The sequence below is a fragment of the Pseudoalteromonas sp. 3J6 genome (assembly GCF_903995135.1).
Lineage (GTDB): Bacteria > Pseudomonadota > Gammaproteobacteria > Enterobacterales > Alteromonadaceae > Pseudoalteromonas.
Genome location: NZ_LR877185.1, coordinates 2,300,055 through 2,312,575, shown reverse-complemented (window position 1 = coordinate 2,312,575; position 12,521 = coordinate 2,300,055). Strand labels below are relative to the sequence as shown.

The window sequence follows — 12,521 nt, the reverse complement described above, 5'->3', positions numbered from 1 at the left end:
TAAATTCAACTACCTTTCATTGTAGCTGAGTTTTTTGTCATAAAAACAAGACCATTTTCATTTATACATTCAGCATACACCTGAGCACTCATGGGTTTAGAAAAGTAATAACCTTGAAACTCTTTACATCCCATTTCGGACATTATTAAGACCTGTTCTTCGGTTTCTACTCCCTCGGCTACACACTTGATATTGAGTTCATCACACATCACATGCATAGCTTTAACTAAGCTTTTCTGGCGTGTAGAGCGTGTAACCTGACTTATTAAAGAGCGATCCAATTTAAGTTTATCAATAGGGTAATCAGCAAGGCGTGCAATATTTGAGTAGCCAACACCAAAGTCATCCACAGTAATAGAGAACCCCCAATCTTGCAAAGTTTGCATAAGTTTTAGAGAGTGGGCTTGGTTAGCCTCAAGTGATGTTTCGGTAAGCTCTAATTCTATTTGATTCGGTTTTACATTAAAATCCGCCAAATATTTCACCAATTTTGACATAAAGTCAGCTTGGCTAAAATCGAGCAAAGATATGTTTATTGCTATAGGTAAAAGTGGCAAACCAACTTTATTCCATTGGGCAATTTGAGCGCAGACTTTTTGAATAATTAAATCCGTTAATCTACTAATCATTCTGTACTCTTCTGCAATAGGAATAAAGACAGTTGGCGATATATTACCAAGCACAGAGCTATGCCAACGAGCTAATGCTTCAAGCCCAATACATTCACCTTTTGCATTCACTTTAGGTTGATAATGTACTGACAGATCATTTTGTTGCAAAGCTTCATCAAGTAACATGGAAATTTCATACTTTTCCATAAAAGCCTGTGATTGTTTTTGGTTGTAACCACTAAAAGGCAAGTTATAGTCTGCGAGCTTGAGCGCCTCACACGCATTACTAAGAACAATAGCACTATCTTCACCGTGCTCAGGACACTTAGCAAAACCAAATAAAAATGATTGTTGGTAATTAGTACCAAATACATCATAAGTTTGATCTAAAGTGCTTTTAATTTGTATTAATAACTTGTTTTGCTGTTCACTTGAGCTTGAACCAACAATAAAGCAAAGTTTACTACCTTCTATATACGCACAAAGCAAGGGCCCTTCAGGCATTGCTTTTAAGCGCTTATAAGCAGTAATTAGCAATGATTGGGAGTCAGCCTTGTTAAGTTTTAAATTTAAATATTCACTATTTGCGCTTTGTGTGACTATGATATAAAAGCCTTTTTGATATTTAGACGTTAACCTATCGCATTGCATCTCAAACCACTCTCGATTAGGCAATTTCGTCTGCGAGTCTCTAAACCTTAGACGTTTGTTCTCTTGCTCCATCATAGACAAGTTTTGTTTAATTAACTGCTCTTGCGTGCAATCATAAAAGTCATACACTCGGTAATTTGTACTCATTGCTATTTGCTGATAATTACTCTTATAGTAGCGACTCTTATATTCTATGATTTGATTTTTTATATTTAACTCTTTGCTATTAAGTGCAGGGAATAATCCATTAATTCTTACAGCCTTTTCTTTCAAGCTGTTTTTTAATCCGAACATTTCAATAGCATGTTGATTTAAATCTGTAATTACTAAATTTTCGTCGACAATAATTTTAGCTTTATTAGATTCAGTAAATAAGGTGCGATAAAGCTCGTTTTTATCTTTAAGGAAGCTATTAGCATTTAACATGGTTTTGTTTAAACGTTTGGCAGCAACAATTGTTCGCGCAGTAGCCAGTGGAATACAAATATTAAAAAATAAAAATATCAGGCCTGTAATATATAAGTCAGCTTCTGGTAATTGGCTTGATATTCCTGAATAGCCAGATAAATCAACATTATTAATAATCATGTAAAAAGGTATGATGTTTAAAATACCGTAGGCCAAAGCCGTTCTGTAACCGAGTAGCATAAGAGCAATGATGGGACATGAATACATAAACATAGAACCCACCTTTGCAAGCTCTAAGTCAGTTAAAAATAAATTCATTGATAAACTACCGGCAACGATAGTTAATAAAAGTGCGTTTGCACTAAATGTGTAAAATCGCTTACTTGCTAATAAAAGACTAAAAGCAATAGTGAAAAAACTAATAGTAATAACTGCAATGTAAATTAGGTTGAATTCAATTGCGCGGGTGTATGTATAACAAACTACCAAAAAACAGAGCAAAGTAACGAGAGTTAAAATTATCCGCAGTGCACTCACCCGCCAGTGTGCGACTTCATCATGGGCAGTATGATGATCGTTAAGTAAGAAGTACTTATGGAGAAAGTGCATAATAAACAACAATTAATACATGTCATTCAATTAAACATTGATAAGTTGTCAAAATCAATTAAATAAGTCTAATAACTAATCCAATTGAAGTGACTCTCAAAGTTAGTCTAACATATGGTAACTATCCAATATGCTCACTTTCATAAACCGGGGTTACCCAATATTTAACGGTGTGTACTTACAAACAGGGCTTAGCGCCGTTTTTAGTATGGCAAGTTCAGATAATAAAATATGCACCTCAAATTGATAAAAACTACGATACCCTTCTACTTGCTCGGCAATATCAAACTCGTTATGCTCTTTACTATAGCCTTGAATTTTTTTTAAGGTAAAGCCGGTAATGAAGCCTATGCCTATTAATATATCAACCACGTCATCTTTTATGTTTGTAGGTGCATTTAGGGTAAAAAGTAACTGTTCAGCCATGTTTTTTCTCCAACCAGCCATAAAAGATAGGTAATAAATAAAGTGTTGTAATAGTTGAGGTAATTAACCCGCCAATAACCACGATAGCTAATGGTTTTTAAATTTCAGCTCCTGGCCCTGTTGCAAACACCAGCGGCAATAAACCAAACATGGCAATTGTCGCGGTCATTGCTACAGGGCGTAGCCGCCTACTTGCACCATCTAAAATGTACTGTGTTACATTTACAGCAAAGCCGGTGTAGAGGGCAGACATGAGTTTGCCGCACAGTTTTTAAAAGACTTTATGCAACAAAGGCACTATGCGCATTCAAGCTCAGCCATTAACTAATGCAGTGACTATCGCATATACTTGCGCGCTATTTTAGTCAGCGTTAAGCTAACGCTTTATTTTCGTCATTATGGTCTATGTGCTCTATAGCCCGCAGAGATAATTCAACTTAAAGGTTTAATATGAATAACAGTAGTTACCCAATTGGTACGCCTGGTGAGAAGTGGAACAACAATAATAAAATCCAATGGCTTGAGGCACAAAAAATTAAGCGAAGCTATCAACAAGAAGTCGTAACATTAATTGATGAACTTAAAAGCACTCTAGAAGTACAGCAATACGGTGAGCTTAATTATGCCGCAGGTAGCTACCCTTTGTACGCGTTAAAAACCACTAATTTTGATACAAACAAAGCCACAGTTTTAATTACTGGCGGCGTACATGGCTACGAGACCAGTGGTGTTCATGGCGCTTTAAGGTTCGCTAAAACATTGGCAAATAAGTACGCTGAGCACTTTAATATTGTAATTACCCCCTGCATTAGCCCATGGGGCTATGAAACGATTAATCGTTGGAACCCAGATGCGGTCGACCCTAATCGCTCTTTTTATCAGGGCAGCCCAGCACAAGAATCAGCGGCAGTGATGAACTATGTGCAATCTTTAAATACTGATTTAATCGCGCATATCGATTTACATGAAACAACAGATTCTGATAACAGTGAATTTAGACCTGCACTTGCAGCGCGCGAAGGCAAAGTAAACACCAACTGGAATATTCCAGATGGTTTTTATTTAGTGGCTGATAGCAACAAACCTGAGCCTGCTTTTCAAAAAGCAATTATTGAACACGTTGAAAAAGTAACGCATATTGCACCTAGTGATGAAAACCAGCAATTAATTGGTGTACCACAAGCGCAATTTGGGGTAATTAATTACGCGGCCCGTGATTTAGGCTTATGTATGGGATTTTCTGAAGCTGGGTATGTCACCACCACTGAAGTATATCCAGACAGTGCAACGGCTAACCCTGAAGAGTGTATATTAGCGCAAGTTGCTGCAATTTCAGGTGCCTTAGACTACATTATTAATAAGTGACCAATGCAGTAGATAATGAATAAAAGGGGCGGCTATTGAAATTTGAAAATAACTACGGCAGTTATAGCTTGCGCGTTGAAGGTAATATAGCTATTGGGCAGTTTAAAGGTAACTTAAACCCTCAGTTATTAAATCATTTTAAAGCCGCTTTATTAAATACCATTGAACCTTTTAAGCATTTGCCTTGGGGTTATATTAGCCACTCTCCAGAAGTGATTGCTGCTACCCCCGATGCTGAAAAAAACATGATAGATGTAAGCCAAACAATGGGGATTAATAACTGTTTGATCAGTGCGTTTGTCCTCACCTCGCCTATTGCTATAAGGCAATTGCAGCGGATTATGCACAGCTCTGGCCGTGATGCTCATCTACAAGAGTGCTTGTTTGATGATTTTCAAAGCGCCAAAAAATTTGTAATTAAGCATCTAGCCCTAGCCGAGTCAGGTTGTTAACTGGCTAGGACTCATACTTTATTAATTTTTATAAAACTGGCTGTCTTTGGTAATAGTAATTGCAGGATCCTCTTGCGAAGTAATCACAAAACTCAGCTTGCTCACTTTGCGTGCTAAATCGTAGCCGTCTGCAGTCACCGTTACCGGCACACTTTTCATCAGCCCAGGCTCTACTAATATAGCATTTGGGCTTTGCAATGTAGCCCCCTCTAAACCGCTAATTGAAATTGAATAATGCAGCGGTTGCTGAGTTTTATTGATAATAGTGAGCGTGTAAGGGTTTTCAACTAAGCCTTCGTAATTTACCCGGTACAATGCGTTTCTATCTCTAAGTACTGAGGCTTCTATAGGGGTACGTTGTAACATCCATGCAAGCATAGATAAAATTAATAGCGCAGTTAACGCCCCATAGCCTACAAGTTTAAGCCTAAATGGATTCGTTTTTTGCCCTGCCATTTGCTTTTCACTGGCGTATTTAATTAAGCCTTTTTCGTAGCCAAACTTATCCATGGTGTCGTCACAAGCGTCAATACATAAACCACAGTTAATACATTCATATTGCAAGCCATTGCGAATATCAATCCCTGCAGGGCATACTTCCACACATAAGTTACAGTCTACGCAATCGCCTAAATTAAGCGCTTTAGGATCAGCTTTGCGTTTACGTCGGCCGCGATTTTCACCCCGTTCGCTATCGTAAGTAACCACCAGCGTATCTTTATCAAACATAACCGATTGAAAGCGCGAATACGGACACGCCACAGTACACATTTTTTCACGTAAAAAGCCCGCATTTCCATAAGTACAAAACGCAAATAAAAATACCCAAAAACTGGTGATCCCAGACCACTCTAAATTTAACATTTCGAGATACAAGGTTTTAGCGGGGATAAAATACGCTAAAAATGAGGTCGCCGTGAGTATCGAAATAACCAGCCAAGCACTGTGCTTAGTGATTTTTTTTCGCCATTTGGTAATATCCCAAGGGCTTTTATCAAGCTTAATACGCTGGTTACGCGTACCCTCTATACGTTGCTCAACCCAAGAAAACATTAACATCCAAATGGTTTGTGGGCAGGTATAACCACACCATACTCTGCCAAGCCAGTTGGTAACAAAAAATAGGGCAAACGCTCCCACCATAAACAGCATGGCTAAAATCATAAAGTCTTGAGGGAGCAAGGTAAGGCCAAAAATAGTAAATTTTTGGGTGGCCACATCCAATAAAACCGCTTGCTGGCCGTTATATTGAACCCACGGAATGGCAATAAAACTCAGCATTAACAACCAGCCTAAATTGCGACGTATACGTTGAAAAAAACCTTTTTGCTCGCGTATATAAATTGGCCCCTCTTCTTTATAGGGCTTTATGATCATGTCTTCTTCTTTAATATCAAACTTCATGCTACTTACTTCATAGTGACGGGTACTAAACAAGTATTTGCAACTTTCAGACCACACTGAAAGTTAAACTAAAGCATTGATATTAAATGACTTTAAAAATAAAACCGAACTATAATATCGCGATATTTAGCGACTATCGCGATATATCACGAGCTAGCTCTGACGACGCAGTCCTAACTTTTGCATTTTTGAGCGTAAGGTGCTCTCTGGTAAGCCCAACTTATTTGCCGCGCCTTGTTCACCTGCAATTTTCCAATTACACAGTGCTAATACGCTGCTTATATGCTGTTTTTGTGCTTCATCAAGTGTAAGCGTTGGGTTTATGGCGTTATCATCGCCCGCTTTGAGCGACTGACTTAACTGTAATGTAGAGTGTTTAGATAAAATAGCTTCTCGTTCGAGTACATTTTGTAGCTCTCTAATGTTACCTGGCCAGTCATAGGCTTGTAATTGTCTGATCGCTTTTGTACTTAACCCTTGCAATTGCTTACCTAAGCGCTTGTTTATTTGTGCAATTAAGTTTTGACACAAGTAAGGAATGTCTTCTTTTCGTTCTTTAAGTGCTGGCACATGAATAGGAAATACATTTAAACGGTAATATAAGTCCATTCTAAACTGCCCTGCTTGTACCATTTCCCACAAGTTACGGTTGGTTGCAGCAATGATGCGAATATCAACCTTTAGGGTTTGACTACCGCCAACGCGTTCAAATTCACGCTCTTGTAATACCCTTAATAGCTTACTTTGGGACTCTAACGGCAGCTCTGCGACTTCATCTAAAAATAAGGTGCCGTGATCGGCAAGTTCAAAACGTCCTTTACGACGCTCGTTAGCGCCAGTAAATGAGCCCCTTTCATGCCCAAAAAGTTCTGACTCTAATAAACTTGGAGTGAATGCCGCACAATTTACTTTTATGAATGCTTGTTCGTTGCGCTTACTGAGACGGTGCAAGTTACGCGCTACCAACTCTTTGCCAGTGCCATTTTCACCAAGAATGAGTACGGTGCTGTCGGTTTCACTCACTAACTGTATTTGATCTAACATGCGTTGGAATACAGCGCTGTGGCCAACCAGTCCTGAATCTTGCCAATCCTCGTTAAGCTCGGCAATAAGGTAATCGTTCTCATCTTTTAGCTGCTCGCTTAGATGCTTTACTTGAGCTAACGCTTCGTGCAACTGGGTTTGGGTTTGCTGTTGTGCTGATATATCGCGAAATACTGCCACAGCACCAATAAGCTGGTTATTTTTATAAACGGGAGTGGAGGTGTACTCAACTGCAAAGGCACTACCATCTTTGCGCCAAAATACTTCGTTTTTTACTTCGCGGCGTTTGCCATCAAACATAGTGCAATAAATTTGGCACTCATCGGCAGGGTAAGGGGTGCCATCGGCATGACTATGATGATGATATTGATGTATTTTTTTTCCTAATAATTCATCGGCCGTCCACCCAGTCATTCGCTCTGCAGCTGGGTTTACAAATACCGCATTACCGGACAAATCAAATCCATATATACCCTCACCTACCGCATTGAGCAATAAGGTAGGATCGTTTAAAAAGTTTTTTATCATAATACAACCTCGCGAAATATCGCGAGCATTATGCCAATTTTATCCTGCTTTAGCACTTAATAATGGCTAAATAACGCCTTAATATTTATTTTGGCGTCTAAACGCGCTGCAATTAAATATAAGCCAGCTAATTTACGGTGAATAAACAATGCATCCACAGGTGGGGTATGCCACTGCTGCGACTGTGCACTTAATTGCATTCCAGCATCTTTGATGTTGCTAGCAAGTTCACTGTTTTTAAAATCAAACTCACCATTATAGCGAAGTGGCTCGCAAGCCATTAAAAATAAATCAATCACTCTTTCTTTATAGTCATCTTTTAGAGCGTCTTTAAAATAGCCAATAGCAGTGGCAGCATTGAGCACGCCTTCACGATCATTATTACTGCCAGCTTTAAACAGGGCTAAATAAGCATCACTAAGGGTAGCCGTTATTTCTCGGGTGGCGCCAAAATCAAATAACACAATTTTTTGTGATTCTGGTTGGTAATGGTAATTAGCAAAGTTGGGGTCGGTTTGAATTAACTTAAACTCAAACATTTCTTTAAAGAACAGATCAATTAGTTGCTCTGCAACAAAGCATCGCTCAGAAGCCGGTAAATCACAAATACTTTCTATGGGTTTGGCGTCAACAAACTCCATTGTAAGTACCTGTGCAGTACTGTGCTCTACATACACACTAGGCACTTTAAAGTGGGTGTTCGTCGATAATAAGTTTTTATAGCGTGCTAAATACTGAGCTTCTAGGGTGTAATCAGCCTCAGCTAGTAACTGCGCTTTCGCTTCTTCAACTAAGGGTTTTATATCAAATTCTTTAGGTAATAATCGCGATAAAGTAAGTAAAGTGATCACATTCTCTACGTCGCTTACCACACTTTTAGAAATACCTGGATATTGAATTTTAACCGCTAATTGATCACCATTTTCTATATAAGCTAAATGAACCTGCCCAATTGATGCAGCTGCAAACGGCCTTAGTTCAATATGAGAAAAACGCGATAACCAGTCATCCCCCCATTGCTCTTTTAGCACGCTCACTAATTGCTTATGTGGCATTGGGTTGGCATCGGCACGCAACAAAGACAGTAACTGCGCAAGCTCGGGAGTTAATAAGTCGCCAGCATCCATTGAAAGTAACTGCCCAAGCTTCATTGCCGCACCGCGAAGGTGCGACAGCTGAGTGGCTAAGTTTTCAATATTTTTCGGCTGGAGTAACAAGCTTTTATTATCCCAGCCTTTACCACTAAGCGCACTTTTGGCACCACCTACTAACATATTTGTGGCAACACCTGTGGCTAATGAGCCTAACTTTGCAAATCGTGAAAGTCGAGAGGTGGGAACGGATCGCTCATTAGCCATAATTAACCTAATCTATTAATAATAAGGTCAGTTAATACGTTTTATTACGCTTATTAGATCTAAATTATAACCGAGGTACTAGCTTAATCGCGCCTTCGACTACTTTTAAATCTAAGGGTAAATTACTTAACAGTGCCATTTTAGGGTCGTTCATATTTAACTTATAAACAGGGTTAACCGCTAAAAATGCATTCATGACATCCATCGCCTCATTATCCAGCACTTCTAAATTACCTTTAAAACCCCCTGCATCGATACTTGAATCGCGTAACTTAACATTACGTAAAAATACGGCTTTTTTCTCGCTATCATAAAAAGGCGTGCCTTGTATTTGTAACTTTAAACGCACAGGATACTTTAATGCAAAGGCATTAATCTCGGCGCTCGAATCAGCACCTAATAAAACATAATCACTGTTGTCGGGACCAATATTAACGCTTAAATCATTTACATCAAACTGCACAGGTAAGCCCATCAGGCTAACTTTTTCACTTAGTTTAGGTAACTCTTTATTTAGTAACGACTCAACCTCTGAATTTGTAAATGAATAAACTGAAATACCCTGAGTGCTGTTACAGGCAGTTAAAAATAATAGTGAAATAAAAACAAAAATTTTCATACAAAACCCTATTCATTAATCGTATTGGCAGTAAGTAGCCATAATAAAAAACCGCTTTAATAGCGGTTTTTTTATTTTAGTTGATAAAAGTTAATTTACAGCAAAAATAACTTTTAACCTTGCTAGTGTGTCAGTTTTGACTGAACCTTCGCTGAGTGCAATTAATTGCTTTAAATAATAGTTTAAATCAGCGTGGTCTCCACGGTGCTTGTCATCTAGCATTGCCACTTGCTCAACCATTCTTTGCGCTGAGTCATGCGAACTCACGTTGGCTAGTATTTCCATACGCGTTAGCAACTGCTCGATACTTAATGACGTTTTTACCACACCAGTATACTGACTTGGCACTGGTTCATTATTCTCAAGCGCAACAAATAATGCGTTTAAGTTAGCTTGTTCGTTTTTGGCGGCTAATCCGGTTAGCTTTTCATCTATAGCTGACAATAAAGCGGATACTTTAGGCGTTAACGATTTAAATGGCATATACCCTTTAACTTTGGTTTGCAGATCAAGTAATTGGGCTTTACCTTCAACACTATTTAAAGCCGCTTCGAGCTCATTTAGTTCGGCTGTTGCTAGCTTATCTGATTCACCTTGCTCGCGTTTTTGCTGCTCAAACTCTTCGCTGCGTTTAGTGAATGTTGCATCATTAAACTCACGGAATTTTTGCCATAGTGCATTCTCAGCTTTTAAGCCTGCAAACCCTATACTCTGCCATTGTTGCTGTAACTGCTTTAACTGCTGACACGCCTCTGCTAGGTTTTCACTTTGAGATAGCTGTTGCGCTTGCTCAACGAGCTCATTTTTAAGTGCGGCATTGCCTTTATGAAACGCATTAAGTGAAGATACAACTAGCTGCTGTTCTGCCTTATAACGCTCGTTTAAAATTCGGTATGTTTTAGGATCAACTTTACCTACACTACGCCATGCTTTTTGTAATCGGTTGTAGTGGCTTTCAAATTGTTTCCAATCTAAATCAGCATCCTCTGTCGCTTGTAAATGCAGTGCATGCATTTTCGCTATTAGTTGCTCACGCTCTACTTTAGCCGCTTCACGCTGGATTTCTTGCTCTGCGAAATAACTACGACAAGGTGCGAACAATAGCTCAATTTTTTCATCAAACTCATTTCCTTGCTGCTTTTCTTGCTCTGTATCAAGGCGACCTAGTTCATTCCAACGCTTACGCAATACTTTAACTTGGTCAGCACGCTGTTGCGGATCGTTACAAGGCTCATCAACTAACAGTGTTACTTCTTCTAAAAGTGCAGTGCGTTTAGGGGCCGCTGCATACTTTTGCCAATCTTTAGCATCAGCTAGCTGCGCTTCTAGGTCAGCTTTTAAGTTAACCAGCGGCTGTTGGTATTTCTCAGTTAGGGCATTAAATAGCTCTTCGAAGCCTTTAAATACACCAAATGCAACATTAAAACGCCCTTCTTCAATTAAACGTTTAACATCACGCGCTTTTCGCTTAGCTTGGCTTTGAGTTTTTTCTAACGGCTTAGTGAGTTCGCTCATTGCAGCTAAAAACTGCTTCTTATGCGCATTAAGCTGAGCTTTAAATGACGTTTGTAAATCAGCGCTAAGTAAATTTAAGTGGCTGCGTGCAGTTTTAAAGGTATTATTGAATGCTGTTAACTGTTGATCGTAATCGCTAAGTTGCTCTGCAGGTTTTATTTCACTAAGCGCATTGTAGGCAATTTTATATTCTTTAATCGCCGCAGTTAGCTCAGGCAACTTAGCAACTTGTGAGAATAATTGCTCAAGCTTATTAATCACTTGTTTTGATTGCTGATCAGCCACCAGTTCCGTTTTATCTAGCGTGTCTTTCGCTTGCGCTACTTTTGCATTAAGCCAATCTTGCTGAATTTGCTCTGGCGTTTCTAAGCCTAACTGTAATGCATTCTCAATTTCTTCACTTAATGCTTCTAACGTAGCTAACGCTAACACTTGGCGCTGTTGCTGAGCTAAACGTTGCTGCTCTATTTCGTGCTGCGCTTTTAGTATGGCAATGTGGGCATCAAGCTTATCGGTAATTGAAATATACTTAGCATCAAGGGTTTTTACATGTTCTTCACTTAGCCATTTTAATTCTAGAGCTTGCCATTGTGCCATGAGCTCTGCGGCTTGTGGGTCAACAATGGCGTAGTCATTTTTATCACGCAATGCATTAAGCTTGGCTAAAATAACACGGGTTGCGTTTTCAACTTGCGATGGCATTTCAAGTGCTAAACGCTCGTTTTCAAGATGACTTTCAAGCGCTACTTTAGCTTCACCTTGAGCATGCTTTAACAGTGCTTTAGTTAACTGCTGAGTAATCACTAAATCAACTAACTGCTGTTGCAGCTCTTCATTGGCTTCTTTAAAGGCTTTTTCAATCAGTTTAGGGTTTGCTAGGCGTTTTAAGAGCTTAACTCTCACTTGCAGTTCTTTTTCTGCAAATGCTAGTTTTTCAAGGGTTTTAACCGGTGCAAAGCGTTCAATATACTCATTTTTAATCTGTGCCGATAAGCTACTTTCACTGTTTAATACAGCAGACGAAATTTGTTGCTCAGCCACATCTTTTAATGCCTGATCTTGCTTGTAAGCTTTCCACCAAAGCGGTAAATCGTTTACTTTTTGCAGTGCTTTACGACGAATTTCAGCTGATGAGTCTTCAAGCGCTAAGGTGCTTAAAATTGTTACGTCGCGTGCTACATCAAGTTTTTCAATCGCATCTAAACGAACTTGTTGCTTCGGGTGTTTCCATTTTGGTGTAAAAAGGTGTTTAAAGATCATTTTCACTGAACCTAGCTATTTCGTTATCTGATTTAAATTCTTTTTGTAGTTGCGCTTTGGTTTTTTGGATCATTTCTCCATCTGCACCAATGGTAAACTGCTCGTTTGATTGTGCTACTTTTGCTTGATACAACATCACAAGTTGGACTGTTTGTTGTTTTTGTTCATCTGATAAAGGTGTGCCATCTGGCCACTTTCCTGTTGATGCGCCATATTGTAGGCGCTCAAATAATTCTGGAGTAATATTCTGTACTAGGTTGTCAATATTCAT

Annotated in this window: 10 protein-coding genes and 1 pseudogene; 2 read left to right on the top strand and 9 right to left on the bottom strand. The window is 39.1% G+C overall.

What is annotated here, in order from left to right; translation table 11 throughout:
• Positions 1 to 5: 5 nt before the first annotated feature.
• The 3 genes and pseudogenes from P3J6_RS10400 to P3J6_RS10390 all read right to left on the bottom strand — a co-directional run.
• Positions 6 to 2,279 carry a putative bifunctional diguanylate cyclase/phosphodiesterase gene (locus P3J6_RS10400; RefSeq protein WP_198522959.1) on the bottom strand — a complete coding sequence of 758 codons (2,274 nt, stop codon included), beginning with the start codon at positions 2,277 to 2,279 and terminating at the stop codon, positions 6 to 8.
• A 153-nt stretch (positions 2,280 to 2,432) separates the two neighbouring features.
• On the bottom strand, positions 2,433 to 2,705 hold the full coding sequence (locus P3J6_RS10395; protein ID WP_232735489.1) for a DUF3240 family protein: 273 nt from the start codon (positions 2,703 to 2,705) through the stop codon (positions 2,433 to 2,435).
• Positions 2,698 to 2,904: pseudogene (locus tag P3J6_RS10390) on the bottom strand (efflux RND transporter permease subunit); the annotation flags it as partial. The pseudogene P3J6_RS10390 and the gene P3J6_RS10395, both read right to left, overlap by 8 nt.
• Before the next feature lie 251 nt (positions 2,905 to 3,155).
• Here P3J6_RS10390 and P3J6_RS10385 point away from each other — a divergent pair.
• Both P3J6_RS10385 and P3J6_RS10380 read left to right on the top strand, forming a co-directional pair.
• A complete protein-coding gene (locus P3J6_RS10385) occupies positions 3,156 to 4,070 on the top strand; it encodes a M14 family metallopeptidase (RefSeq protein ID WP_198522958.1) in 915 nt (304 codons plus the stop codon).
• A gap of 35 nt (positions 4,071 to 4,105) precedes the next feature.
• The gene (locus P3J6_RS10380) at positions 4,106 to 4,522 is read left to right on the top strand and encodes a hypothetical protein (protein WP_198522957.1); all 417 of its coding nucleotides are present in this window, start codon (positions 4,106 to 4,108) and stop codon (positions 4,520 to 4,522) included.
• A 21-nt stretch (positions 4,523 to 4,543) separates the two neighbouring features.
• Here the strand turns inward: P3J6_RS10380 and ccoG are convergent, their stop codons facing one another.
• From ccoG to P3J6_RS10350, 6 genes are all read right to left on the bottom strand, one after another.
• Entirely contained in the window at positions 4,544 to 5,926 is a 1,383-nt protein-coding gene (gene ccoG, locus P3J6_RS10375) for a cytochrome c oxidase accessory protein CcoG (protein WP_198522956.1), read from the bottom strand.
• Positions 5,927 to 6,079: 153 nt separating this feature from the next.
• Positions 6,080 to 7,498: a sigma-54 interaction domain-containing protein gene (locus tag P3J6_RS10370; RefSeq protein ID WP_178955656.1), complete on the bottom strand. Its 1,419-nt coding sequence runs from the start codon at positions 7,496 to 7,498 to the stop codon at positions 6,080 to 6,082.
• Positions 7,499 to 7,554: 56 nt separating this feature from the next.
• The gene (locus P3J6_RS10365) at positions 7,555 to 8,856 is read right to left on the bottom strand and encodes an ABC1 kinase family protein (RefSeq protein ID WP_198522955.1); all 1,302 of its coding nucleotides are present in this window, start codon (positions 8,854 to 8,856) and stop codon (positions 7,555 to 7,557) included.
• A gap of 64 nt (positions 8,857 to 8,920) precedes the next feature.
• A complete protein-coding gene (locus tag P3J6_RS10360) occupies positions 8,921 to 9,475 on the bottom strand; it encodes a DUF1439 domain-containing protein (RefSeq protein ID WP_010392868.1) in 555 nt (184 codons plus the stop codon).
• A 90-nt stretch (positions 9,476 to 9,565) separates the two neighbouring features.
• Positions 9,566 to 12,250 (bottom strand): DUF349 domain-containing protein, encoded by a 2,685-nt coding sequence (locus P3J6_RS10355; protein ID WP_198522954.1) that lies wholly within the window; start codon positions 12,248 to 12,250, stop codon positions 9,566 to 9,568.
• A complete protein-coding gene (locus tag P3J6_RS10350) occupies positions 12,240 to 12,521 on the bottom strand; it encodes a YeaC family protein (RefSeq protein WP_008114080.1) in 282 nt (93 codons plus the stop codon). Before P3J6_RS10350 ends, P3J6_RS10355 begins: the two co-directional genes overlap by 11 nt.

What these genes read in the sequence shown, in the direction of transcription:
- P3J6_RS10400 (WP_198522959.1), bottom strand. Translation starts at nt 2,279, where the DNA reads ATGCACTTTCTCCATAAGTACTTCTTACTTAACGATCATCATACTGCC.
- P3J6_RS10395 (WP_232735489.1), bottom strand. Translation starts at nt 2,705, where the DNA reads ATGGCTGAACAGTTACTTTTTACCCTAAATGCACCTACAAACATAAAA.
- P3J6_RS10385 (WP_198522958.1), top strand. Translation starts at nt 3,156, where the DNA reads ATGAATAACAGTAGTTACCCAATTGGTACGCCTGGTGAGAAGTGGAAC.
- ccoG (WP_198522956.1), bottom strand. Translation starts at nt 5,926, where the DNA reads ATGAAGTTTGATATTAAAGAAGAAGACATGATCATAAAGCCCTATAAA.
- P3J6_RS10370 (WP_178955656.1), bottom strand. Translation starts at nt 7,498, where the DNA reads ATGATAAAAAACTTTTTAAACGATCCTACCTTATTGCTCAATGCGGTA.
- P3J6_RS10365 (WP_198522955.1), bottom strand. Translation starts at nt 8,856, where the DNA reads ATGGCTAATGAGCGATCCGTTCCCACCTCTCGACTTTCACGATTTGCA.
- P3J6_RS10360 (WP_010392868.1), bottom strand. Translation starts at nt 9,475, where the DNA reads ATGAAAATTTTTGTTTTTATTTCACTATTATTTTTAACTGCCTGTAAC.
- P3J6_RS10355 (WP_198522954.1), bottom strand. Translation starts at nt 12,250, where the DNA reads ATGATCTTTAAACACCTTTTTACACCAAAATGGAAACACCCGAAGCAA.
- P3J6_RS10350 (WP_008114080.1), bottom strand. Translation starts at nt 12,521, where the DNA reads ATGAATATTGACAACCTAGTACAGAATATTACTCCAGAATTATTTGAG.